The sequence below is a fragment of the Streptomyces sp. NBC_01341 genome, assembly GCF_035946055.1.
In the GTDB taxonomy this organism is placed as follows: Bacteria; Actinomycetota; Actinomycetes; order Streptomycetales; family Streptomycetaceae; genus Streptomyces.
In genome coordinates this window covers 5,113,983-5,136,781 of sequence record NZ_CP108364.1, presented here as the reverse complement: position 1 = coordinate 5,136,781, position 22,799 = coordinate 5,113,983, and the positions used below count along the sequence as shown (strand labels likewise).

The window sequence follows — 22,799 nt, the reverse complement described above, 5'->3', positions numbered from 1 at the left end:
GGGTCCGCCCTGGGTGGACCGGCCGCGCTCCGATGACTCAGGCACCGCCACCCAGTGTGGGGTACGGCACATCACTGTCACGAGGGGCGTGCGGTGACTTTTTGCGTCCGGTGGGTGACAGGGTGCTGATCGTCGCTCAGAGCGCGTCGGCGCCGTGGCTCCGCAACGACTGCGCGTACTGCTGGAGGACCCAGACCTCGTTCTGGGCGGCGGCCAGGTCGTCCGGGGCCACGTTGCTCCCCAGCCGGGCCAGGCTGCCCTGGACGTCGTCGATCCTGCGGTCGACGGCCCGGAGGCGGACCTGGACGAGCTGCATGCCGGCGTAGGTCTCGTCGATGGTCTTGCCGTGGAAGACCTCGACGGCGAGCTCGGTGACGAGCTTGCGCACGGTGTCGTCGGGGGTCGCGTCGAGTACCTGGACGAGGTACTCGCGGGTCTCGGCGACACCCATCTCGGCGCCGCCCGCCTCCGCGATGCACTGGCGCACCGCCGCGTAGGGCGGGGCGGTGAACTCGTCGATGCCGTAGGCGTCGAAGGCCGGCGACACCAGGGCGGGCTTCTGCAGGGCGAGCTTGAGCAGCTCTCGCTCCGTGCGGTGCGCGGGGCTGCGGAGGTTCAGCGCCGGGCCGGACGGCGCCGTGGGTGCCTGGATCCGGTGCTGCGGGGCACCGCCCCGGGAGGGCTTGCCCGGCGCGGGTCCGCGCTCGCCCCGGCCGCGGGCCCACTGGGCGAGCTGGTTGACCCGGTGGACGACGAACTCCTGGTCGAGGATGCCGACGAAGCCGGCGAGCTGGACGGCCACCTCCCGCTGCACGCTGCTGGTCTTGATCTTCGCGACGACGGCGGCGGCCTCGTCGAGCGCGGCGGCCCGGCCGGCGGGGGTCTCCAGGTCGTAGCGGGCGACGATCTGCCGGAGTGCGAACTCGAAGAGCGGGGTGCGGGGTTCCACCAGGTCGCGCACGGCGTCGTCGCCCTTGGCCAGTCGCAGGTCGCACGGGTCCATGTTGTCCGGGGCGATCGCGATGTACGTCTCGGCGGCGAACTTCTGGTCGTCCTCGAAGGCGCGCAGGGCGGCCTTCTGCCCGGCCGCGTCACCGTCGAAGGTGAAGATCACGCGGGCGCTGCCGTTGTCCATCAGGAGCCGTCGGAGGATCTTGATGTGGTCGTTGCCGAAGGCGGTACCGCAGGTGGCGATGGCGGTGGTGACCCCGGCCAGGTGGCAGGCCATGACGTCGGTGTAGCCCTCGACGACGACGGCCCGGCTCGCCTTCGCGATGTCCTTCTTGGCCAGGTCGATGCCGTACAGCACCTGGGACTTCTTGTAGATCGACGTCTCGGGGGTGTTGAGGTACTTCGGACCGTTGTCGTCGTCCCGGAGCTTCCTGGCGCCGAAGCCGACGATGTCCCCGGAGGTGTCGCTGATCGGCCACATCAGCCGGCCCCGGAAGCGGTCGATGGGGCCGCGGCGGCCGTCCTGGGAGATGCCGGAGCTGATGAGCTCCTTGTCGCTGAAACCCTTGCCGCGCAGGTAGCGGGTGAGGTGGTCCCAGCCCGTGGGGCTGTAGCCGACACCGAAGTGGGCCGCCGCGTCCTGGTCGAAGCCGCGCTCGGCGAGGAACTTCCGGCCGATCTCGGCCTCGGGGCCGTTCAGCTGCTCCCGGTAGAAGTCGGCGGCGATCTTGTGTGCCTCGACCAGGCGGATGCGTTCGCCGCGCTGGTGGGAGGGGTTGTAGCCACCCTCCTCGTACCGCAGGGTGATGCCCGCTTTGGCGGCGAGGCGCTCGACCGTCTCCGAGAAGGTGAGGTGGTCGATCTTCATCACGAAGGCGATCGTGTCGCCGCCCTCCTGGCAGCCGAAGCAGTGGAACAGGCCCTTGCCGGGACTGACCTGGAAGGAGGGGGACTTCTCGTCGTGGAAGGGGCACAGGCCCTTGAGGTTCCCGCCGCCCGCGTTGCGGAGCTGGAGATACTCGGAGACCACGGCGTCGATCGGGACCGCGTCCCGGACCGCCTTCACGTCGTCGTCATTGATCCTGCCTGCCACGCGTGAAGTCTACGGGTGGGCCCGGACATCCGGGACCGGCCGTGCGGGCGGGCCGGTCCCGTCGTGGGACCCGCCCGCCCCAGGGGCGGGCAAGGCGGGTCAGAGCAGGGAGTCCAGGGGCACCGACGGGTCGCCCAGGGCCTCCGGGTCGACCGGTACGGCGGCCCGGACCAGCTTCTGGATGTCCTCGGTGACGTCCCACACATTCACGTTCATCCCGGCGAGGACGCGGCCGTCCTTCAGCCAGAAGGCGATGAACTCGCGTTTGCCGGCGTCCCCGCGCAGCACGACCTGGTCGTAGGAGCCGGGCGGCGCCCAGCCCGAGTACTCCAGCCCGAGGTCGTACTGGTCGGAGAAGAAGTACGGCACCCGGTCGTACGTCACGTCCTGGCCGAGCATGGCCTTGGCCGCTGCCGGTCCGCTGTTCAGGGCGTTCGCCCAGTGCTCGACGCGCAGCCGGCCGCCGAACAGCGGGTGGTCCACGGACGCGATGTCCCCGGCGGCGTAGATGTGCGGGTCGGAGGTGCGCAGGGAGGCGTCGACGAGGACCCCGCCGCCCTGGTCCCGTGCCGCCATGTCGAGCCCGGCCGCCTCGGCGAGCGAGAGGCGCGGCGCCGCGCCGATCGCGGCGAGCACGTCGTGGGCCGGGTGCTCCTCGCCGTCGTCGGTGCGGACCGCGAGGACCATGCCGTCCTCCCCGGTGATCTCGGTGAGGCGGGCGCCGAAGTGGAAGCGGACGCCGTGCTCGGCGTGGAGGTCGGCGAAGATCTGGCCGACCTCGGGGCCGATCACGTGGTGCAGGGGGGTCGGGGAGGGCGCGACGACGGTGACCTCCGCGCCGTAGGTCCGGGCCGCGGCGGCGATCTCCAGTCCGATCCAGCCGGCTCCGGCGATCACCAGGTGGCCGTTGTCGCGGCCGAGCGAGGCGAGGACGTTCCGCAGCCGGTCGGAGTGGGCGAGCCGGCGCAGGTGGTGCACGCCGACCAGATCGGTGCCCGGGATGTCGAGGCGGCGGGGCTCCGCTCCCGTGGCGAGCAGCAGCTTGTCGTAGTGGACGACGGTGTTGTCGCCGAGGAGCACGGAGCGGCCCGCGCGGTCGACGGAGGTGACCACCTGGCCGAGGTGGAGCTCGATGTCGGCGCCCGCGTACCAGGCGGTCTCGTGGACGAAGACGGAGTCCCGTTCGTCCTTGCCCAGCAGGTACCCCTTGGACAGGGCGGGCCGTTCGTACGGCTGGTCGCGTTCGTCGCCGATGAGGATCACCCGGCCGCTGAAGCCCTCCGCCCGGAGTGTCTCGGCTGCCTTCGCTCCGGCGAGTCCTCCGCCGACGATGACGAACGTCCGATGTGCGTCGACCACTTGATGCCTCCTCGGTACTGTGCTGTGCGGCGCCACCACCCGCGAGCGTCCCGCACGCAGCGTGATGGCGAAAGAGGGTGTGCCCCGATCGGGCCGAAGCCACCGGCATGTGGCCCGGTCATGGTCCAGTCTGCCGGGCGCCCGTGAGCGTTCGGTGAAGGGAGCGCGCGGAGGCGTCGGTGAGTGCGGCGATCTGGTCGACGAGTACCCGCTTGCGGGCCCGGTCGTCGGGCGCCGTGGCGAACAGGGTGCGGAACTGCGGCTCCAGGCCCTCGGGCGCGCGGGCGGTGAGCGCCGCGGCGAGTTCGGCGATGACGATCCGCTGGTCGGCGCGGATGGCCTCCTGCTCGGCACGCTGCATGACGTAACGGTCCGCGACGGCCTTGAGCACGGCGCACTCGTTGCGGACGGAGCGCGGGACGACGAGCTCGGCGCCGTAACGGCCGAGCCGTCCGGGTCCGTACCGCTCGTGGGTCGCCGCCTCGGCGGCGAGGCAGAACCTGCCGATGAGCTGGCTCGTGGCGTCCTTGAGCCGGGCCTGGGCGACCGCGGTGCCGTCGTAGCCGTGCGGCCACCATTCCTGGGCGGTGAGCCGGTCGAGGGCTTCGGCGAGCTCCTGCGGGTCGGTGTCCGCCGGGACGTACCGTCCGATGGCCACCTCCCAGATCTCCCGGCGCTCCGGATCGGAGAAGAGGCAGCCCGGGTCGACGTGTCCGGCGTGCAGGCCGTCCTCGAAGTCGTGCACGGAGTACGCGACGTCGTCGGACCAGTCCATGACCTGTGCCTCGAAGCACTTGCGGTCCTGCGGAGCACCCTTGCGGACCCACTCGAAGACCGGCAGGTCGTCCTCGTACACCCCGAACTTCGGTGAGCCGGGGTCCGTGGGGTGCGCGCCCCTGGCCCAGGGGTACTTGGTGGCGGCGTCCAGCGCCGCCCGGGTCAGGTTGAGCCCGACGCTGACGAGTTCGCCGCTGCGGGGATCGCGCACGAAGCGTTTGGGTTCGAGGCGGGTGAGCAGGCGCAGCGACTGGGCGTTGCCCTCGAAGCCGCCGCAGTCGGACGCGAAGTCGTTGAGTGCCTGTTCGCCGTTGTGGCCGAAGGGCGGGTGGCCCATGTCGTGGGAGAGGCAGGCCGCCTCGACGAGGTCGGGATCGCAGCCGAGTGCGGCGCCGAGTTCCCTGCCGACCTGGGCGCACTCCAGGGAGTGGGTGAGCCGGGTGCGCGGGCTGGCGTCCCAGGCCCGTCCCCGGGTGCCGGGGGTGACGACCTGGGTCTTGCCCGCGAGCCTGCGCAGGGCGGCGGAGTGCAGCACGCGGGCACGGTCGCGCTGGAACGCGGTGCGCCCGGGCCGTTTGTCCGGCTCGGTGTCCCAGCGCTCGGTGTCGGCGGCGCCGTAGGGCGTCGCGCCGCGCTCCTGGGTGTCCGGGGTGTGGTGCGTACCGTCCATGCACCGACAGTAGACGTCCGGGCTGACAGGAGGGCTCAGGCGGAGGCCAGGAGGCGCGCGTGGGCGAGGGCGTCGAGCGCGGGCGCCGCGGCGGTCAGGGCCTGGTCGTAGCGGTGGAGCAGGAGGCGCGCCATGGCGGGGTGCGAGCCGAGCGGGGCGGCGGCGATCCCCGGGGCGGCGTCGGCGGAGGCGGTCGCGAAGCGCCCGGGGGCCGTGAAGTAGGAGGCGACGGCGACCCGGTGGCGGCCGCGTGCGGCGAGGGCGCGCACAGCGGCGGGCACGGTGGGGGTGGCGGCCGAGGCGTAGGCGGGCACGACGGGCACCCCGCCGAGGCGCGCGCTGAGCATGGCCGCGGTGCGACGGGCGTCGACGCCGGAGTCGGGGTCGCGCGAACCGGCGGCGGCGAGCACGACTCCGGCGCTGCGGCTCGTGCCGTCCCCGTCCCGCCAGCCCGCCTCGACGAGCCGCTCGTACAGGGTCTCCACGATGAGGGGGTGCGGTCCGAGGGGTGCGGCGACGCGGGTCCGCAGGCCGCTCGCGGCGGCTGCCCGGGGCAGGTCGTGCCGGACGTGGTGGCCGCGGCCGAGGAGCAGCGGCACGAGCACCGCCTCGCCCTGCCCGATCCCGGCCAGGGTGTCCGGGAGGAGGGGTTCGTTGAGCTCGATGTGGCCGAGCCGCACGTCGAGTCCGGGCCGCAGCTCCCGTACCCGGTCCAGGAGCTCCAGGGCGGTCCGCAGGGCCTGCGGGTCCCGGCTGCCGTGTGCGACGGCGACCAGGGTGGGGCCGGGGATTCGGGTGCGGTGCATGGGCCTGCGGGTTCCGTTCAGGGAGACGAGGCTGAGCTGGGTTCCGAGCTGGGAGGTGATGCGTGTCAGGAGTTGCGCCGTGCTGTCGAGGGGCAGGGCTTCACGGGGTTGTTCCGGTGCCGGCTCCGTCATGCACCGAATCGTGCCGGGCGGACGTTGCCGGGCCGTTTCGCACCGGTGACGGGTGTTTGCCTGGGCCTCACCGAGCCTCGTCCCACGGTGTCAGCTTGTCGTTCGTGGCCGCCGTCGAACGCGGCTCGGACTCTGCCGGTGGCCCGGCCACGACGGACCGCTGCGTCGCCGTGGCCCGGGAACCGCCACGGCAGACCGGCTCGTGGACGGCCCGGGCCGGCATGCCTGCCACCGCCTGAGGTCGAACGACGAGCTCACGAGCCGCCTTCGTGCGGGGGCTGTCGCCCGCCGGTGTCCGGCTCGGAACGCGGGGAGCGAAGCATGATCATCAGGAAAGCGGCTGTGGCGAGGGCCGTCCCGAGCACCACGGACACCAGGGCCGCGTCCGAGACGGTCCGCCAGGTGGCGCCGGTCGCGGGCCGGCACGTCGGATCGCAGTCCCACGAAGTCGCCCGATGCCTTCTGGCGGACCAGCCGGCGGCCAGACCGAAGCCGAGGAGCAGGACGCCGGCCCAGAACATTCTGCGGACCACGAGCAGGTACCTGCGCGAATGGGTGTCGACCATCACACCACGGTCCCAGGTGACGGAGCTGACGGGCAATGGGGTGAGCCGGGTTTCGACCTCGTGCGTCGGGTCCCGGGCCGGCGACGCCGTTGCACAGGAGCTCGGCGGCGAACGGTGACCGTTACGGGACACCGGCCGGACGCCGGGGCTTCGTACCGCACTTCCGCACGCGCTGGGCAACTCCTCACGCCTCGCCGGCAGGAACCGCTGGGGGCCCGGCCGAACCTTTCGTCCCCGCCGGGCGTCCCCCTGGGTGAGAAGTCCGGTACGAGCTCGGGGGGGCGCTGCATGCGGCTGGGGACGACGGAGCGGTTCGCGCCGGCGCGACGGTGGGCGGGGAGGCGGGGACGGCTGTCGTCCGCGCTGCCGCGGCTGCCGAGGACCCGGCGGGGGCAGCGGCGGCTGGTGCAGGCGCTGATGCTGGCCTGCGCCGTGGCCCTGGCGCCCATGGCCTGGCTGCACGCCTCGGCCGACGCCCGGGTGCGGACCGCGGCCGACGCCCCGGCGGCACAGGTGGCCGTGGTGTTCGGGGCGGGCCTGTGGCAGGGCAGGCCGTCGCCGTACCTCGCGCACCGGCTGGACGCAGCCGCCGAGCTGTACAGGTCCGGAAAGGTGCGGGTCGTGCTCGTCACCGGGGACAACAGCCGCGTGGACTACGACGAACCGGACACCATGCGCACGTATCTCACCGCCCGCGGGGTTCCGGACACGCGCGTCGTCAGCGACTACGCGGGGTTCGACACCTGGGACTCCTGTGTCCGGGCCAAGAGGATCTTCGGCGTCGACCGGGCGGTCCTGGTCAGCCAGGGCTTCCACATCCGGCGCGCGATCGCCCTGTGCCGCTCGGCCGGGATCGACGTGTACGGGGTGGGGGCCGACGACGTACACGATGTGACCTGGTACTACGGCGGGATCCGGGAGGTCTTCGCGGCGGGGAAGGCGCTCCTGGACGCGGTGTTCGAGCCGGATCCGCACTTCCTGGGCCCGCGGGAGTCCGGGGTGACGGAGGCGCTCGCCGACGACCTCACCGCGGCCGGCGGGGCGGGCTGAGGGGCGTGTACCGGGGGCGTAACCGGACGCACCGGCCGTCGTAATACCCGGCTCGCACGCTGGGTGCATGGCCCGCACCGACACGTCCACGCATTGCCCGTACTGCGCGCTCCAGTGCGGGATGAAACTCCGGCCCGTCGCCGATGGCGGGGTGGTCGAGGTCGTCGAGCGTACGGAGTTCCCCGTCAACCGGGGCGCCCTGTGCGGCAAGGGGCGCACGGCACCCGCCGTGCTGGCCACCGGTGTCCGCCTGACCGGGCCCCTCGTCCGCGACGCCGGCGGCGATCTGGTGCCGGCCGGCTGGGACGAGGCACTGGGACGGATCGCGGAGGGGCTGCGCGGGACCCGGGCGGAGTACGGCGCGGACGCGGTGGGGGTGTTCGGCGGGGGCGGGCTCACCAACGAGAAGGCCTACTCCCTCGGGAAGTTCGCCCGGGTGGTGCTGGGCACGTCGCAGATCGACTACAACGGCCGCTTCTGCATGTCGTCGGCGGCCGCCGCGCACCAGCGGGCCTTCGGCCTCGACCGGGGGCTGCCGTTCCCGCTGGAGGACGTCCCCCGGACGGGGTGCGTGATCCTGGTCGGCTCGAACCTCGCGGAGACGATGCCGCCCGCGCTCCGCTACCTGACCGAGCTGCGGGAGAACGGCGGCCGGCTGATCGTCATCGATCCACGCCGCACGAGGACCGCCGAGCAGGCCGACCTGCACCTGGCCCCGCGGCCGGGCACCGACCTGGCCCTCGCGCTCGGCATGCTGCATCTGGTGGTGGCGGACGGCCGGGTGGACGAGGAGTTCGTCCGGACCCGGACGCATGGCTGGGACGAGGCGCGGGCGGGCGCGATGGCGCACTGGCCGGAGCTGGTGGAGCGTCTCACCGGGGTGCCGGTGCCGCAGCTGCGCGAGGCCGTGGAGATGTTCTGCGGGGCGGGGAGCGGGATGGTGCTCACCGCGCGGGGGCCCGAGCAGCAGGCGAAGGGCACGGACACCGTCGGGGCGTGGATCAACTTCTGTCTGGCGACCGGCCGGGCGGGCCGTCCGCTGTCCGGGTACGGCTGCCTGACCGGCCAGGGCAACGGTCAGGGTGGCCGTGAGCACGGTCAGAAGGCCGACCAGCTGCCCGGCTACCGCAAGCTCACCGATCCTGCCGCGCGCCGCCATGTGGCCGGGGTCTGGGGCGTCGACCCCGACACGCTGCCGGGGCCCGGCCGCAGCGCCTACGAGCTGCTGGACGCGCTCGGGCGGGACGTCAGGTCGCTGCTGGTCATGGGGTCCAACCCGGTGGTGTCGGCGCCGCGCGCGGGGCACGTCGAGGAGCGGCTGAGGTCGCTGGACTTCCTCGCGGTCGCGGACGTGGTGCTCTCGGAGACGGCTGCGCTGGCCGATGTGGTGCTGCCCGTGACCCAGTGGGCCGAGGAGAGCGGGACGACGACCAGCCTGGAGGGCCGCGTGCTGCTGCGGCAGCGGGCGGTCACGCCGCCCGAAGGGGTGCGCAGCGACCTGGAGGTGCTGCACGCGCTCGCCGGGCTCCTGGGGCACGGGAAGGGGTTCCCGGCGGACCCGGAGGAGGTGTTCGACGAGCTGCGGCGGGCCTCGGCGGGCGGCCCGGCCGACTACGCGGGCATCACGTACGCCCGGATCGCGGCGGAGGACGGGGTGTTCTGGCCGTGCCCGGACGAGGCGCACGCCGGGACGCCGCGGCTGTTCCTGGAGCGGTTCGCGACGGACGACGGGCTGGCCAGGTTCGTCCCGGTCACGCACCGGCCGCCGGCGGAGGAGACGGACACGGAGTACCCGGTGGTGCTGACCACCGGGCGCGTGGTGGCGCAGTACCAGTCGGGGGCGCAGACCCGCCGGGTGGCGGAGCTGAACGCGGCGGCGCCCGGGCCGTTCGTGGAGCTGCATCCGCGGCTGGCCGAGCGGATCGGGGTGGCCGAGGGCGAGAGGGTCGCGGTCACCTCCCGGCGGGGGCGGGCGGTGGCACCGGCGAGGATCACCTCGTCGATCCGGCAGGACACCGTCTTCATGCCGTTCCACTGGCCGGGCGAGGGCCGGGCGAACTCGCTGACGAACCCGGCACTCGACCCGGTGTCGCGGATGCCGGAGTTCAAGGTGTGCGCGGTGCGGGTGGAGGCCGCCGGGTGAGCCAGTCACCGCCGGGCACCACCGTGCCGCCGGTCCGCAGGGAGCGGGTGACGGCGGTGGCGGCGAGGTAGACCCAGGCGCGGACCGGCCCGGGAGGAGGCGGGTGGTCCGCCCGGGGAAGGACCGTCCGGACCACCCGCTCGTAGAGGTTGCGCGGGTGGTCAGGGCCGAGGTACTCCTCCAGGTCGTCCAGGAGCCGGAGCAGCTCCGTGTACGAACCCGGCGCGGCGGTGACCAGGGCGCCGGAGACCGTGCCGTGGCCGTCGATCGCGTACGGGTAGCCGGGACCCTCGTAGAGGAGGGCCCCGGGCAGCACGGCGGGCCGCTCGTCGCGCGTGCGGCCCCGGAGGAATCGGTCGTGGTTGTGCTCGCCCGGCAGCAGGGTGCCGTACACGAAGAACGGCAGCGGCACCTGCGTCACAGGTCCGCCGTGGGTGCCGTCTCGGTGCTCACCCAGGCGAGGTAGCGGCTGCTGCCGCGCACGACGGGCGTCGCGATGATCTCGGGTGTGGCGTAGTCGTGCGCCGCTACGAGGTGGGCCTCCAGTGCGTCGTAGCGCTGTGCCGTCGTCTTGAACAGCACCTGCCACTCCTGGCCGGTCTCCACGGCGTCCTGCCACCGGTAGACGGAGGTGACGGGAGCGGAGATCTGCGCGCACGCGGCGAGCCGTGCGTCCACCGCTCCCCGGGCCAGGGCATGGGCCTTCTCCTCGCTGTCCGTCGTGGTCAGCACGGTCAGCACTGCGGGCTCGGTCATCCCGGGCCTCCTCGTCCTCGGCGTTCGTGACCACCCGATTGTCGCCCCCGGGGCGTCAGTTCCCGTAGGGGTGCCGGGTCCTGGCGTCGCGCAGTGCCCGGCCCCACCAGACCAGCTGGTCGAGCAGCCGTTCGGCCGCGCCGTCGGCAGGTCCGGGGTCCTTGGGCTGCCCGCTGTCGTCGAAGAGCGCGCCCGCACCGTGGAAGGAGACGGTGTCGCGCACGGTGGTCGCGTGGAGTTCGGCGAAGACCTGGCGCAGGTGCTCGACGGCCCGGAGGCCGCCGGAGACACCGCCGTACGAGACGAACGCGACGGGCTTGGCCTGCCATTCGGCGAAGTGCCGGTCGATGAGGCTCTTCAGCGGGGCGGGGTACGAGTGGTTGTACTCGGGGGTGACCACGACGAAGGCGTCGGCCTCCGCGAGACGCGGCACGGCGCGGGCGCCCGGAGTCTCGGTCTCGGCGACGTCGACCGCTCCGGCCTCGATGCCGGGGTGGTCGGCCGCCCGGCCGAGGAACCAGTCCGCGACGACGGGTCCGAAGCGGCCTTCGCGGTTGCTGCCGAGGATGACGGCCACCTTCAGCGGGGCGTCGGAGGAGCCGGGAACACGGGGTGTGGTGAGGTCCATGAACGGAAGAGTCACACCTCGACCAAGGTTGAGGTCAAGCGTGTCGGGCCGGCCGCCTACGGTGGGGCCATGACGACTCCCGCAGCCACCCCGTACGCGGAGTTCGACGGCCGCCCCGCCACGCCGGACGACCTCCGGATCCCGGCCTTCGCCGGCTACGGCCACTTCACCGCGATGCAGGTCAGGGACCGGACGGTGCGCGGCCTGGACCTGCATCTGGAGCGGCTGGACTCGGCGAACCGCGAACTCTTCGGGCCGCCCCTTCCCGGACACCGGGTGCGGGAGCTGATCGGACACGCGCTCGACTCCACCGGGACACGGGACGCGTCGGTGCGGGTGCACGGCTTCATGCCGCCGGGCAGCACGGAGACGGTGACGATGGTGGCGGTCCGCGGGCCGGCGGGGATGACCCGGGAACCGCGGCGCCTGATGTCGGTCCCCTACGCGCGTTCCGTGCCCCACATCAAGCGCCCGGGCGAGTTCGGCCAGACCTACTACCGGGAGCTGGCCGGGCGTTCGGGCTTCGACGAGGCGCTGCTGACCCTGCCCGGCGGAGTGGTCACCGAGGGCTCGATCACCAACATCGGCTTCTGGGACGGCACGTCGGTGGTCTGGCCGGACGCTCCGGCACTGACCGGCATCACCATGGCACTGCTGGAGGACGGACTCGCCCGCGCGGACCGGCCTTCGGTGCGGAGGCCGGTGACGCTGGACGGCCTGGGCGCCTACCGTGCCGCCTTCCTCAGCAATGCGCAGGGGATCGCGCCGGTCCGGCGGATCGACGGCACCCCGTTCGCGGTCGACGAGGACCTGATGAAGCAGATCGGACAGGTCTACGAGGACGCCCCCCGCGACGCCGTGTGACCTCGCCCGGGGTGCGCGGCCGGGAGCTCACCGCCGACCGCCGGTACGGGACCATGGGCCCCATGCAGATCCACATCGAAGCCTCAGACCTTCCGGGCCGCACCTGCGGTCCCGGCACCGGCTTCGCCGGTTTCGACAACATCCATGTCGGCGTGCAGCGCAAGGACCGGCCGGGCGAGCTGCTGGGCCTGCACCCGGGCGACGCGCCCCGTGCGGAATGGACCCTGGACTGCACGGCCGTGTCCACCGCCGAGGGGGTCGGGATCTCGGGGCCGTACATCCAGAACCGGCTCGGCGGGCATTTCGTCTACCTGTCCTGGGGCACCGTCGACGGGTCCGGCGACTTCACCATGTTCCGGCGCGCCAAGCTGATGATCGGGGACATCGGTCCGGAGGTCGTCGAGGCCGCGGCACGGACCGGGCACCTCACCGCGCGACTGCGTCTGACCGACGACCAGGGCGGACCGAGGTGCGGCCGTGTGCGCCCGCCGGACATCACCTGGTCCGCGACCGAGGGGGCGTGAGGGCCCGGCGATACGCGGGGACATGGCACCGCCCCCACCGGTCCCGGGGGGGGATGGGCCGGTGAGGGCGGTTGCCGGGGGCCGGCGGGGGCTGCCGTCCCGTGGGGGGGTGTGGTGCGTTTGCCCGCCCCCGGCAACCCCATTCATGTGATGTACGCCACACCCGGAAGGCGGGGGTGTCACCCGATCGGCACCGGACGCGCTCCGCCGCCGCCACCGGCGCCGCGACCTGCACGGAACGGGTGCGAAGGGCGCGTCACCCGGGGCCGTACGGGTGAGAGCTGACCGTGCGTCAGCGTGCGGCCCGGCCGCACGACCCGTTACCTCGGAGGGAGGACACATCCGTCTGCCCGGAGGATTCCCATGCGCAGCCCCGCCCGCCTCGTGACCGGTACAGCCGCCGCGGCCCTCACCGCCGCCGCGCTCGGCCTCGCCGCCGCCCCGTCCGCCCACGCGGACGTGACCGGCCTCGGCAGACCGGAGATCACTGCGGCGGTGGTACCGGCCCCCGGTGCCGCGGAGTGCGGGTCCGAATACCCCGCGGGGACGGGGGACCCGGACGCCTCGGCCGCCTGCGACACCGATGCGGCACCCGCCGACGAGCCGGCGCCGGACGCCGTCGACGAGCCGGCCGCCCCCGAGGACCTGGCTGCCACGGATCCCCTAGTGGCGGCCGACGACCCGGCGGCGCTGTCCGGGTCGCTCCGGCCGGAGACCGACGAGGACCCGCTGGAGGACCCGTTGGCGGACGACCTCGGCACCGGCATCGCGGAGAAGCCGGGGACCCGGCCCGAGCCCCTGACCCCGCCCGGCACCGACCCCGGGCATGCCAAGCCGCCCACGGGCAGGCCCACGACACCGCCGGGAAACCGGCCCAGTGAGCCGTCCGGTCACGTCAGGACGGGAGTGGGCGGGAGCGCCGCACCCGACACCGCCCAGCTCGCGGCCGGAGCCGGCCTCGTCGCGGCGGCGGCCGGCAGCGGCATCCTGCTCCTGCGCCGCCGGCGCTCGGACGGCGCGCACGGCTGAGCCGGCCCGGAGGAGGACGACGTGAACAGCACCGCGCTGCAGGCCAGGGCCTGGTTGGCCGGCATCGTCGCGCTGTGCGGTCTGTGGCTCGTCGAAGAGGGCGCGGCCGCCCGGCTCGCCGCACCCCAGCCGTCCACCGGGGAGGCGTTCGCCGCCGGCCCCGGGGTGCGGCCCGGAGCACCGGTCGCCTCGCCCCTGCACCCGTCGGCGCCGGTCAGGATCCGCGTCCCGGACATCGGTGTGGACGCGCCCATGACGGGGCTCCGGCTGGGCGCGGACGGCAGCCTGGACGCGCCCCCGGCCGAGCGCCGCAACCTCGCGGGCTGGTACGAGGACGGCACACCCCCCGGTGCGAAGGGGACGGCGATCGTCGCCGGTCACGTCGACAACGCCGACGGGCCGTCCGTCTTCTACTCCCTCGGGTCCCTGAAGAAGGGCGCCCGGATCGAGGTCGACCGCGGTGACCACCGCACGGCGGTCTTCTCGGTCGACGCGGTCGAGGTGTACGACAACGACCGTTTCCCTGACGAACGGGTCTACGGCGCCACCGCCCACGCCTCGCTGCGCCTGATCACCTGCGGCGGCGGCTTCACCCGCGAGACCGGCTACCTGGGCAACGTGGTCGCGTACGCACATCTCACCGAGGTGCGGTGATCAGGCGGTCCACTGGTCGAAGCCGAGCTTGGCGACGAGCGAGAACACCACGACCAGCAGGACCCCGCGCACGAAGCCGCTGCCCTTCCTGAGGGCCATGCGCGCACCGAACATGCCGCCGGCCAGGTTGAACACGGCCATCAGCGCGGCCAGCTGCCACAGGACGGTGCCCTGGTAGGCGAACATCGCCAGGGCTCCGGCGTTGGTGCAGACGTTGACGATCTTCGCCGTGGCGGAGGCGGTGACCAGGTCGAGGTGGAGGACCGCGGTCAGCGCGAGCACCAGGAACGTGCCCGTGCCCGGCCCGAACAGCCCGTCGTAGAAGCCGATGCCGCCGCCGACCAGCACGATGGCGGTCACGGTGCGCGCCCGGGTGACCTCCCGGCCCGTGCCGTCGCCGGCCGCCGCCGTGCCGAAGGAGGGCCGCAGCATCACGAAGGCGGCGACGCCGAGCAGGACCACCATGATCACCGGACGCAGTACGTCGCTGCTGATCCCCGCGGCGAAGAAGGCGCCCGTCATCGACCCCGCGAGCGCCGTGAGCCCGATCCGGACGGCGGTCCCGACCTGGACCGGCGCCTTGCGGACGTAGGTGGCGGCGGCGCCCGAGGTGCCGACGATGGCGACCGCCTTGTTGGTGCCGAGGATGTGCGCGGCCGGGACGTGCGGAAGGCCCAGCAGCAGGGCGGGCAGGAGGAGCAGCCCACCGCCGCCGACCACCGCGTCGATCCAGCCGGCAGCGGCGGCCGCGAGGCACAGGAGGACGAGGGTGGTCAGCGTGATGTCGGGCATGAACGCGACCTTAGGCAAGCGATAGGTGCCCCGTCCAACCAGTCTCGCCGCGCCTCACAGGAGCCGTGAGGGCGCGCTGAGCGCAAGGTTCCTCCCGGGAAACAGGAGGGATGCGGTCGGGTAACACCGGCCCCGCAGTCTCTTCGTCATGAGGACACGGAGCGGGAACACGGCGCAGGTGGTGGTGATCGGCGCCGGGATGGCGGGCGCGCGGCTCGCCGCCCGGGTGCCCGGTGTCACCGTCATCGGCGAGGAGGCCCACGCACCGTACAACCGGGTGCTGCTGGCCGAGGTCCTCGCGGGCCGGTACGAGCCGGACGTGATCGCGCTGCCGCCCGCCGGGGTGCGGCGCGGGGTGCGGGTCGTGCGGATCGACCGGGCGGCCCGCGAGGTCCTGTGCGACGACGGCGGCGTCATCGGCTACGGGCGCCTGGTGCTGGCCACCGGCTCGAACCCGGTGCTGCCACCGCTGCGGGGTATCGGCCGCACACTTCCGGACGGGGTGCATCCCTTCCGCACCCTCGACGACTGCCTCGCCCTGCGGGCCGCTGTCCGTCCCGGATCGCGCGCCGTCGTCATCGGCGGCGGGCTCCTCGGCGTGTCGGCCGCCCGCGCGCTGGCGGAGTGCGGCGCCCAGGTGGTGCTGGCCCAGCAGGGCGAGCACCTCATGGAGCGGCAGCTGGACGCCGAGGCGGCGGGGCTGCTGCGGCGCCACCTGGAGGCGCTCGGCGTCGAGGTGCACACCGAGAGCCGGGTTCGCGGACTGCGCTGCACGGACGGTGCCGTCCCGGCGGTGCGTGCGGTGGAGATGGCCGACGGCTACGAACTGGAGGCCGAGATCACGGTCCTGGCCTGCGGGGTCCGCCCCAGGACGGGTCTGGCGCAGGCCGCCGGCCTCGACGTCCGCAAGGGCGTGGTCGTGGACGACGAGCTGCGCACCTCGGACCCGTACGTCCACGCCGTCGGCGACTGCGCCGAGCACGACGGGACGGTGTACGGGCTGGCGGGCGCGGCACTCGAACAGGCCGACGTCCTGGCCGAGGTACTGGCGGGCCGGACGGCCCGCTACCGGGGCACCCGAGCCCTGACCCGGCTCACCCTGCGCCCCTCCGCGGCCGTCCCGGTGGCCGCCGGGGCCCCCGGCGGCCTCGACCTGGCCGCCTTCGGCGACTCCCGCCCGATGCCGGGGGACGACGTGGTGCGGCTGGCCGACGCCACCCGGGGCGCCTACCGCACGGTCGTCGTCCGGGGCGACCGGCTCGCGGGCGGCGTGCTGTTCGGCGATCTCGGCGCGGTCGGCACCCTCGCCCGGACCTGGCAGGACGACGAGCCCCTGCCCGCCGACATGTCCCTGCTCCACCTGCTCACCAACGACGGAGGCCTCTGATGCCGGTGCCCACTCCCCCGACCGCCCCCACCGCGAGTGTGCCGACGATCGTGGTCGTCGGGCACGGCATGGTCGGGCAGCGGTTCCTGGAAGCGCTCGCCGACCGCGGTCTCACCGCCACCGCGGGCACGGCCCGTGTCGTGGTGCTCTGCGAGGAGCCCCGCCCCGCGTACGACCGGGTGCAGCTGACCTCGTACTTCGCCGGGAGGACGCCGGAGGACCTCTCACTCGTCGAGCCGGACTTCATGGCCAGGCACGGTTTCGAACTGCGCGTCGGCGATCCGGCGGAGAGCGTCGACCGTGAGGCGCGCACCGTCACCGCGCGCTCCGGGGAGACCTTCGCCTACGACACGCTGGTGCTGGCCACCGGCTCGTACCCCTTCGTCCCGCCCGTGCCGGGCAAGGACGCCGAAGGCTGTTTCGTCTACCGCACCATCGAGGACCTCCTCGCGATCGAGGAGTACGCGAAGGGCGCGAGGACGGGCGCGGTCGTCGGCGGCGGGCTGCTCGGCCTGGAGGCCGCCGGCGCTCTCAAGGGCCTGGGACTGCGGACGCACGTCGTGGAGTTCGCGCCCCGGCTGATGCCCGTCCAGGTCGACGAGGGCGGCGGGGCCGCTCTCCTGCGCACCATCGAGAACATGGGGCTCTCCGTCCACACGGGGGTCGGCACCCAGGAGGTCACCGCGGGCGAGGACGGCCGGGTGGACGGCATGTCCCTGTCGGACGGCTCCTCCCTCGCGACGGACCTCGTCGTCTTCTCCGCCGGGGTGCGCCCCCGGGACCAGCTGGCCCGTGACTGCGGTCTGGAGGTCGGCCCGCGCGGCGGCATCGTCGTCGACGAGCAGTGCCGCACCTCCGACAGCGACGTGTTCGCGATAGGCGAGTGCGCGCTGGCCTCGGACGGCCGGGTGTACGGCCTGGTGGCACCGGGCTACGAGATGGCGGCGGCGGTCGCCGAGGTGATCGCCGGCAACGCGGCCTCCTTCACCGGCGCCGACCTCTCGACGAAGCTGAAGCTGCTCGGTGTGGACGTGGCCTCCTTCGGCGACGCGCACGGCGCGGCAGAGGGCTGCCTCGACGTCGTGTACGCGGACTCCCGCTCGGGTGTCTACAAGAAGCTGGTGATCGGGCAGGACGGCACCCTGCTCGGCGGTGTCCTGGTCGGTGACGCCGACCAGTACGGCACGCTGCGGCCGATGACCGGCACGGTACTCCCGGTCGCCCCCGAGCAGCTGGTGCTGCCGGCCGGTGCGGGCGGTCCGGTCACGCTCGGCCCGTCGTCGCTGCCCGACGAAGCGGTGATCTGCTCCTGCCACAACGTCACCAAGGGTGCGATCTGCGAGCACAGCACGCTGCCCGAGGTGAAGAAGTGCACCAAGGCCGGTACGGGCTGCGGAAGCTGCGTCAAGGTCATCGGCCAGCTGCTGCCGCAGCCCGAGGACCAGGGGCTCTGCGGCTGCTTCGCGTACACCCGGAGCGAGCTGTACGAGATCGTGCGCACCCTCGGTGTCACGTCGTACGCCGAGCTGCTCGACTCGCACGGCCGCGCGGAGGCCCGGGGCGGTGACGGCTGCGAGGTATGCAAGCCGACGGTCGGCTCGGTCATCGCGTCCCTGGCCCCGACGGTCGGCGCGAGCGGTTACGTGCTGGACGGCGAGCAGGCGGCGCTGCAGGACACCAACGACCACTTCCTCGCCAACCTCCAGCGCAACGGCTCCTACTCGATCGTGCCGCGCATCCCCGGCGGTGAGATAACCCCGGAGAAGCTCATCGTGATCGGCGAGGTGGCCCGGGACTTCGGCCTCTACACGAAGATCACCGGCGGTCAGCGCATCGACCTGTTCGGCGCCCGCGTCGACCAGCTGCCGCTGATCTGGACCCGGCTGGTGGAGGCGGGCTTCGAGTCCGGGCACGCCTACGGGAAGTCGCTGCGGACGGTCAAGTCCTGCGTGGGGCAGACCTGGTGCCGCTACGGCGTGCAGGACTCGGTGAGGATGGCGATCGACCTGGAGCTGCGCTACCGGGGTCTGCGCTCCCCGCACAAGCTGAAGTCGGCGGTCTCGGGCTGCGCCCGCGAGTGCGCGGAGGCCCGTGGCAAGGACTTCGGGATCATCGCCACCGCACAGGGCTGGAACCTGTATGTCGGCGGCAACGGCGGCGCCACCCCGCGCCACGCGGACCTGCTCGCCCAGGATCTGTCCGACGCCGAACTGGTGCGTCTCATCGACCGGTTCCTGATGTTCTACATCCGCACGGCGGACCGCCTGGAGCGCACCTCGACCTGGCTGGACCGCATCGAGGGCGGCCTGGACCACGTGCGCGACGTCGTCGTCCACGACTCGCTGGGACTGTGCGACGAGCTGGAACGCCTGATGGCCGACCACGTCGCCGGCTACCGGGACGAGTGGGCCGAGACCATCAACGACCCGGAGCGTCTGCGGCGCTTCGTCACCTTCGTCAACGCCCCCGACGCCCCCGATCCCTCGGTCAGGTTCGTCCCGGAGCGCGACCAGGTCAAACCCGACCTGGACATCCTCGCGGGCCCGGTGCTCGCCATCCGTACTCTCGAAGGGACCCCCTCCTGATGACGACCACGACGATGGAGACCGCGCGGGACACCGGGACGCTCCGGCTCGCGGACGGGGACGACTGGCTGACGCTCTGCGACCGCTCGCAGCTGACCCCGGGGCGCGGCGTGGCGGCGCTCCTGCCGGACGGGCGGCAGGTCGCGCTGTTCATGGACCGGGCGGGGCGGGCCTACGCGATCGACAACCGCGACCCGTTCACCGGCGCGTACGTCCTGTCCCGGGGCCTGCTCGGTTCCGCGGGCGGCCGGCCGTTCGTCGCCTCACCGCTCCTGAAGCAGCGCTTCGACCTGGAGACGGGCGCGTGCCTGGACGACGACGCCGTGTCGGTGCCGGTCTTCCCGGTCCGCGCGGACTGACCGCGCCCTGTTCATGACACGTTGGAGCTGTGTCCACCACGCGCCTCTACTGTCCTGACGTTCGACCCGCCGGGCCGACCGGGCCGGCGGGCCAGCACGTCACCCGTGGAGTGATCGTGGAACGTCGGACCTTCTTGCGCACAGCGGTGATCGGTTCATCGACGGCGGCCTTCGGCGGCACCCTGTGGAGGGGTGCGGCCTCCGCCGCCCCCGCCCAGCCGGCCACCGGTCCGTACGGTGCGCTGCAGGCCGCCAACGCGAACGGCATCCTGCTGCCGAGCGGCTTCACCAGCCGCATCGTCGCGCGTTCGGGGCAGACCGTCCCCGGCACCTCGTACACCTGGCACAGCGCGCCCGACGGAGGCGCCACCTTCACCGACGGCAGCGGATGGATCTACGTGTCCAACGCCGAGGTGTCCTCGGGCAGCGGCGGCGGGGCGAGCGCGGTGCGCTTCGACGCCTCGGGGACCGTCACCTCGGCGTACCGCATCCTGTCCGGCACGAACAACAACTGCGCCGGCGGCCGCACCCCGTGGAACACCTGGCTGTCCTGCGAGGAGGTCACCCGCGGGTTCGTCTACGAGACGGACCCCTGGGGCGTGAACGCGGCCGTGCAGCGTCCGGCACTCGGCCGCTTCAAGCACGAGGCGGCGGCGGCCGACCCCGACCACGGCTACGTCTACCTGACCGAGGACGAGACGGACGGCCGCTTCTACCGCTTCCGTCCCACCACCTGGGGCAGCCTGTCCGCCGGCACCCTGCAGGTCCTGGTGGCCGGCACCGGCACCTCCGGACCGGTGACCTGGACGACGGTCCCCGATCCGGACGGATCGCCCACCCAGACCCGCTACCAGGTCTCCGGCGCCAAGGTGTTCAACGGCGGCGAGGGCTGCTTCTACGCGGCCGGCACCTGCTGGTTCACCACCAAGGGCGACAACCGGGTGTGGGCGTACGACGCGGACTCCTCGTCCCTCTCGCTCGCCTACGACGACTCGCTCGTCACGAGCGGCACCGCGCCGCTCACCGGCGTGGACAACGTCACCCGGTCCGCCTCGGGCGACCTGTACGTCGCCGAGGACGGCGGCACCATGGAGATCTGCCTGATCACACCCGCCGACACGGTCGCGCCGTTCCTGCGGATCAGCGGCCAGTCGGGCTCGGAGATCACCGGGCCCGCCTTCTCCCCCGACGGGAAGCGGCTCTACTTCTCCTCGCAGCGCGGTACCAGCGGCAGTTCCTCGGGCGGCATCACCTACGAGGTCACGGGGCCGTTCCGCTCCTGACCGGTCCCCGGCGCGGCTGTCGTGGTGCGTGCACCGCGGCAGCCGCCCCGTCCGGACGTCAGGCCTGTCCCTCGACCGCGGCCGGGTCCATCCACACGACCTCCCAGATGTGGTGGTCGGGGTCCTGGAAGGAACGGCCGTACATGAAGCCCTCGTCCATGGGCTCGTTGGCCGGCGAGCCGCCCGAAGCGAGCGCGGCGTCGGCCATCTCGTCGACCTCGGCGCGGCTCCCGGCGCTCAGGGCGATGAGGACCTCGGTGGTCGCCGACGCGTCGGCGATCTCCTTCTTGGTGAAGTCCTTGAAGCGCGGCTCGCTGATGAGCATGGCGAAGATCGTGTCACTGATGACGAGACAGGCGGTCGTGTCGTCGCTGAACTGCGGGTTGAAGCCGAAGCCGAGCTTCGAGAAGAAGGTCTTGGTCGTCTCCAGGTCCTTCACCGGCAGGTTCACGAAGATCATCCGAGGCTGAGGCATGGTTCCCACTCTTCCGTCCGGCACTCTGCGGTGCTCCGGCGCGCTCCCTGCGAGCGCTCACAAGAGGTAGACGGCCGCGGCGCGCGGAACTCATCGCCCGGGACGGGGCGGCTTCCCGCGCGTCACCGCCGGTGCCGCGCGGAGGGGGCGCATAGCTTCGGGGGCATGAGCGGATCGACGGGCCGAAGGATCACCGAGAAGCTGTCGGACGACGCCCTGCGGGGAGCGACCGGCCGGAGCTGGGCGGACTGGTTCGCCGTGCTCGACGCCTGGGACGCGACGCGGCGCACCCACGCGGAGATCGCCGCGTACCTGGGCACGGAACACCGGATGGGCGGCTGGTACGCCCAGTCGGTCACCGTCGGGTACGAACAGGAGCGCGGCCTGCGGGAGGTGGGGCAGTCCTCCGCGGGCGACTGGAACACCTCGGGCAGCCGGACCCTCGCGGCGCCGCCGGAGCGCGTCCTGGACGCCTTCACCGAACCGGTGCTGCGCGGGCGCTGGCTGCCGGACGTGGAACTGTCCGTGCGCGGCCTGCGGCCCGGCAGGTCCCTGACCGCGGGGTTCCGCGACGAGTCCGGGGAGGCCGCCGGAAGCATCTCGGTGCGGCTGGAGGCCCTGCCGCACGGGCGCACGCGCGTGGGCGTGGGCCACGGGAAGCTGGCGGACGCGGGGGCGGTGACACGCTACAAGGCGTTCTGGAAGGAGCGTCTGGCCGTCCTGAAGGCGGTGCTGGAGGAACGGGGCTGAGCGGTCAGGACAGGGCGAGCGGGGCCCCGCCCCGGAGCAGCGCGTCCCCCAGCGGGGTCAGCGTGTGCAGGACCGAACTGCCGTGCCGCAGGGTGCGGACGAGGCCGGCTTCGCGCAGCACGCAGGCGTGCTGGCTGGCGGAGGCCAGGGACACCCCGGTCCTGCGGGCCAGTTCGCTGGTCGTGCAGCCGTTGCCGATGGACCGCAGGACCGCGGAGCGGGTGTGGCCCACGAGCCGGCCGAGCCAGGGCCCCGGCTCCGCGAAGGCCGGGGCGTCGGGGTGGGTGACCGGGTAGACGAGGACGGGCGGCAGGAGCGGGTCCCGGTAGACGACGGGGGTGCCCCGGCAGAAGTACGAGGGCTGCAGGAGGAGACCCCGGCCGTCGAGGTGCAGTTCCCGGTCGACGGGGTAGTCCGCCTCCAGCACCGGCGCACGCCAGCGGATCATCGGGGGCAGGGTGGCGAGGAGTTCGTCCGCCCCGCCGTCGAGCAGAGCCCGCCCCCGCACCGCGCGATCGGCCTCGACGCTCGCCCGGATGTGCGGCCAGTAGGGTTCGACGGCGGCACGGTGGTAGGCGCGCAGGGTGGAGATGAGCCGGCCCAGCGGCTCCGTGCGCCCCTCGGCGAGCGCGTCCGGCAGGGCGTCCGCGGTGGGGCCGCCCGACGGCCGCCTCAGCAGAGGGGCGTTTTCGGCCAGAAGCGCGGTTTCCGCGCGGATCCGGTCGGCCGGGGTGTCGCGCAGCGCTTCCGTTCCGGTGTCGAATCCGAATGGTTCGGCACCCTCGGCGGAAGGCGTCAGGAAGTCGGGGAAATAGCCGCGGGGCGGAACGAGAGCCGACAGCAGACGTGCTTCACCATTCAACCGGGTCCGGGATTCCTTGCGCCATTTCCCGAACACCGAGGAACCCCGCCGGTCCCTCAGCCTGTGAAAACTGAGGATGGTTTCCCACATCGCGTCCGGCCTCGCGGCCATCCGCACCCGCGAAAGGTCCATCCCGGACACATGGATACGCAGCACCGAACCCCCACCTGTTGCACCCGCAATTGCCCCCGTCGAAGGGTATGCACAGCGTCACAGGAGGTCACCACGGGGTTTCGGCCACAGTTGAAAAGCCTCGCCCGTATCCGCCGCACCCGAAAGGCTGTACGACGTCGGGTACGCATCC

The 22,799-nt window shown here is 73.1% G+C and carries 22 protein-coding genes; 11 read left to right on the top strand and 11 right to left on the bottom strand.

The features are described 5' to 3' along the window. Positions 1-136: 136 nt before the first annotated feature. From dnaG to OG206_RS22525, 5 genes are all read right to left on the bottom strand, one after another. Complete coding sequence (gene dnaG / locus OG206_RS22545) at positions 137-2,044, bottom strand: DNA primase (RefSeq protein WP_327118904.1); 1,908 nt, start codon at positions 2,042-2,044, stop codon at positions 137-139. Between the two features lie 99 nt (positions 2,045-2,143). Beyond that, the gene (locus OG206_RS22540; protein ID WP_327118902.1) at positions 2,144-3,403 is read right to left on the bottom strand and encodes an NAD(P)/FAD-dependent oxidoreductase; all 1,260 of its coding nucleotides are present in this window, start codon (positions 3,401-3,403) and stop codon (positions 2,144-2,146) included. A gap of 118 nt (positions 3,404-3,521) precedes the next feature. Continuing rightward, positions 3,522-4,850, bottom strand: a complete 1,329-nt coding sequence (locus tag OG206_RS22535; protein WP_327118900.1) for a deoxyguanosinetriphosphate triphosphohydrolase — start codon at positions 4,848-4,850, stop codon at positions 3,522-3,524. A 35-nt stretch (positions 4,851-4,885) separates the two neighbouring features. Next, a complete protein-coding gene (locus tag OG206_RS22530) occupies positions 4,886-5,788 on the bottom strand; it encodes a sirohydrochlorin chelatase (protein ID WP_327118898.1) in 903 nt (300 codons plus the stop codon). A gap of 254 nt (positions 5,789-6,042) precedes the next feature. Next, entirely contained in the window at positions 6,043-6,354 is a 312-nt protein-coding gene (locus OG206_RS22525; RefSeq protein WP_327118896.1) for a hypothetical protein, read from the bottom strand. Positions 6,355-6,642: 288 nt separating this feature from the next. Here OG206_RS22525 and OG206_RS22520 point away from each other — a divergent pair, with 288 nt between their 5' ends. Both OG206_RS22520 and OG206_RS22515 read left to right on the top strand, forming a co-directional pair. Further along, on the top strand, positions 6,643-7,404 hold the full coding sequence (locus OG206_RS22520; RefSeq protein WP_327118894.1) for a SanA/YdcF family protein: 762 nt from the start codon (positions 6,643-6,645) through the stop codon (positions 7,402-7,404). Between the two features lie 67 nt (positions 7,405-7,471). Further along, positions 7,472-9,547, top strand: coding sequence for a molybdopterin oxidoreductase family protein (locus OG206_RS22515; RefSeq protein WP_327118892.1), 2,076 nt, complete (start codon positions 7,472-7,474; stop codon positions 9,545-9,547). Here the strand turns inward: OG206_RS22515 and OG206_RS22510 are convergent. The 3 genes from OG206_RS22510 to OG206_RS22500 are packed head-to-tail and all read right to left on the bottom strand — an operon-like array spanning position 9,510 to position 10,931. Then, positions 9,510-9,968 carry a gamma-glutamylcyclotransferase family protein gene (locus OG206_RS22510; protein WP_327118890.1) on the bottom strand — a complete coding sequence of 153 codons (459 nt, stop codon included), beginning with the start codon at positions 9,966-9,968 and terminating at the stop codon, positions 9,510-9,512. The genes OG206_RS22515 and OG206_RS22510 overlap by 38 nt on opposite strands. Continuing rightward, a complete protein-coding gene (gene cutA, locus OG206_RS22505; RefSeq protein ID WP_327118885.1) occupies positions 9,965-10,303 on the bottom strand; it encodes a divalent-cation tolerance protein CutA in 339 nt (112 codons plus the stop codon). Before cutA ends, OG206_RS22510 begins: the two co-directional genes overlap by 4 nt. A 55-nt stretch (positions 10,304-10,358) precedes the next feature. Next, entirely contained in the window at positions 10,359-10,931 is a 573-nt protein-coding gene (locus OG206_RS22500; protein WP_327118883.1) for an NADPH-dependent FMN reductase, read from the bottom strand. A gap of 69 nt (positions 10,932-11,000) precedes the next feature. Between OG206_RS22500 and OG206_RS22495 the strand changes: the two genes are divergently transcribed. From OG206_RS22495 to OG206_RS22480, 4 genes are all read left to right on the top strand, one after another. Continuing rightward, entirely contained in the window at positions 11,001-11,795 is a 795-nt protein-coding gene (locus OG206_RS22495; protein WP_327118881.1) for an aminotransferase class IV family protein, read from the top strand. Positions 11,796-11,857: 62 nt separating this feature from the next. Beyond that, a complete protein-coding gene (locus OG206_RS22490; protein ID WP_327118879.1) occupies positions 11,858-12,319 on the top strand; it encodes a DUF5990 family protein in 462 nt (153 codons plus the stop codon). 363 nt (positions 12,320-12,682) lie between these two features. Next, entirely contained in the window at positions 12,683-13,348 is a 666-nt protein-coding gene (locus OG206_RS22485; RefSeq protein WP_327118877.1) for a hypothetical protein, read from the top strand. Between the two features lie 21 nt (positions 13,349-13,369). Further along, positions 13,370-14,002, top strand: coding sequence for a class F sortase (locus OG206_RS22480; RefSeq protein ID WP_327118875.1), 633 nt, complete (start codon positions 13,370-13,372; stop codon positions 14,000-14,002). On the opposite strand, the gene OG206_RS22475 is transcribed toward OG206_RS22480, so the two are convergent. Then, complete coding sequence (locus OG206_RS22475) at positions 14,003-14,794, bottom strand: sulfite exporter TauE/SafE family protein (protein ID WP_327118873.1); 792 nt, start codon at positions 14,792-14,794, stop codon at positions 14,003-14,005. It lies immediately after the preceding gene. Positions 14,795-14,942: 148 nt separating this feature from the next. On the opposite strand from OG206_RS22475, the gene OG206_RS22470 reads away from it, so the two are divergent. The 4 genes from OG206_RS22470 (at position 14,943) to OG206_RS22455 (ending at position 20,408) form a co-directional block, all read left to right on the top strand. Then, positions 14,943-16,181 carry an NAD(P)/FAD-dependent oxidoreductase gene (locus OG206_RS22470; protein ID WP_327118871.1) on the top strand — a complete coding sequence of 413 codons (1,239 nt, stop codon included), beginning with the start codon at positions 14,943-14,945 and terminating at the stop codon, positions 16,179-16,181. Beyond that, positions 16,181-18,766 (top strand): nitrite reductase large subunit NirB, encoded by a 2,586-nt coding sequence (gene nirB, locus OG206_RS22465; protein ID WP_327118869.1) that lies wholly within the window; start codon positions 16,181-16,183, stop codon positions 18,764-18,766. Before OG206_RS22470 ends, nirB begins: the two co-directional genes overlap by 1 nt. Further along, positions 18,766-19,125, top strand: a complete 360-nt coding sequence (gene nirD, locus OG206_RS22460) for a nitrite reductase small subunit NirD (protein WP_327118867.1) — start codon at positions 18,766-18,768, stop codon at positions 19,123-19,125. Before nirB ends, nirD begins: the two co-directional genes overlap by 1 nt. Positions 19,126-19,241: 116 nt before the next feature. After that, positions 19,242-20,408 (top strand): alkaline phosphatase PhoX, encoded by a 1,167-nt coding sequence (locus OG206_RS22455; protein ID WP_327118865.1) that lies wholly within the window; start codon positions 19,242-19,244, stop codon positions 20,406-20,408. A 58-nt stretch (positions 20,409-20,466) separates the two neighbouring features. Here the strand turns inward: OG206_RS22455 and OG206_RS22450 are convergent, their stop codons facing one another. Beyond that, positions 20,467-20,883 carry a VOC family protein gene (locus tag OG206_RS22450; protein ID WP_327118863.1) on the bottom strand — a complete coding sequence of 139 codons (417 nt, stop codon included), beginning with the start codon at positions 20,881-20,883 and terminating at the stop codon, positions 20,467-20,469. A 165-nt stretch (positions 20,884-21,048) separates the two neighbouring features. On the opposite strand from OG206_RS22450, the gene OG206_RS22445 reads away from it, so the two are divergent. Then, entirely contained in the window at positions 21,049-21,633 is a 585-nt protein-coding gene (locus OG206_RS22445) for a DUF4287 domain-containing protein (RefSeq protein WP_327118861.1), read from the top strand. A gap of 4 nt (positions 21,634-21,637) precedes the next feature. Here the strand turns inward: OG206_RS22445 and OG206_RS22440 are convergent, their stop codons facing one another. After that, complete coding sequence (locus OG206_RS22440) at positions 21,638-22,651, bottom strand: ArsR/SmtB family transcription factor (RefSeq protein WP_327118859.1); 1,014 nt, start codon at positions 22,649-22,651, stop codon at positions 21,638-21,640. Positions 22,652-22,799: the final 148 nt, after the last annotated feature.

Excerpts from the sequence above, each read along its gene's own strand:
- OG206_RS22525 (WP_327118896.1), bottom strand. The coding sequence starts at position 6,354 with ATGGTCGACACCCATTCGCGCAGGTACCTGCTCGTGGTCCGCAGAATG.
- OG206_RS22490 (WP_327118879.1), top strand. The coding sequence starts at position 11,858 with ATGCAGATCCACATCGAAGCCTCAGACCTTCCGGGCCGCACCTGCGGT.
- OG206_RS22445 (WP_327118861.1), top strand. The coding sequence starts at position 21,049 with ATGAGCGGATCGACGGGCCGAAGGATCACCGAGAAGCTGTCGGACGAC.
- OG206_RS22495 (WP_327118881.1), top strand. The coding sequence starts at position 11,001 with ATGACGACTCCCGCAGCCACCCCGTACGCGGAGTTCGACGGCCGCCCC.
- cutA (WP_327118885.1), bottom strand. The coding sequence starts at position 10,303 with ATGACCGAGCCCGCAGTGCTGACCGTGCTGACCACGACGGACAGCGAG.
- nirD (WP_327118867.1), top strand. The coding sequence starts at position 18,766 with ATGACGACCACGACGATGGAGACCGCGCGGGACACCGGGACGCTCCGG.
- OG206_RS22485 (WP_327118877.1), top strand. The coding sequence starts at position 12,683 with ATGCGCAGCCCCGCCCGCCTCGTGACCGGTACAGCCGCCGCGGCCCTC.
- OG206_RS22500 (WP_327118883.1), bottom strand. The coding sequence starts at position 10,931 with ATGGACCTCACCACACCCCGTGTTCCCGGCTCCTCCGACGCCCCGCTG.
- OG206_RS22515 (WP_327118892.1), top strand. The coding sequence starts at position 7,472 with ATGGCCCGCACCGACACGTCCACGCATTGCCCGTACTGCGCGCTCCAG.
- OG206_RS22530 (WP_327118898.1), bottom strand. The coding sequence starts at position 5,788 with ATGACGGAGCCGGCACCGGAACAACCCCGTGAAGCCCTGCCCCTCGAC.
- nirB (WP_327118869.1), top strand. The coding sequence starts at position 16,181 with ATGCCGGTGCCCACTCCCCCGACCGCCCCCACCGCGAGTGTGCCGACG.
- OG206_RS22450 (WP_327118863.1), bottom strand. The coding sequence starts at position 20,883 with ATGCCTCAGCCTCGGATGATCTTCGTGAACCTGCCGGTGAAGGACCTG.
- OG206_RS22535 (WP_327118900.1), bottom strand. The coding sequence starts at position 4,850 with ATGGACGGTACGCACCACACCCCGGACACCCAGGAGCGCGGCGCGACG.
- OG206_RS22475 (WP_327118873.1), bottom strand. The coding sequence starts at position 14,794 with ATGCCCGACATCACGCTGACCACCCTCGTCCTCCTGTGCCTCGCGGCC.
- OG206_RS22520 (WP_327118894.1), top strand. The coding sequence starts at position 6,643 with ATGCGGCTGGGGACGACGGAGCGGTTCGCGCCGGCGCGACGGTGGGCG.
- OG206_RS22470 (WP_327118871.1), top strand. The coding sequence starts at position 14,943 with ATGAGGACACGGAGCGGGAACACGGCGCAGGTGGTGGTGATCGGCGCC.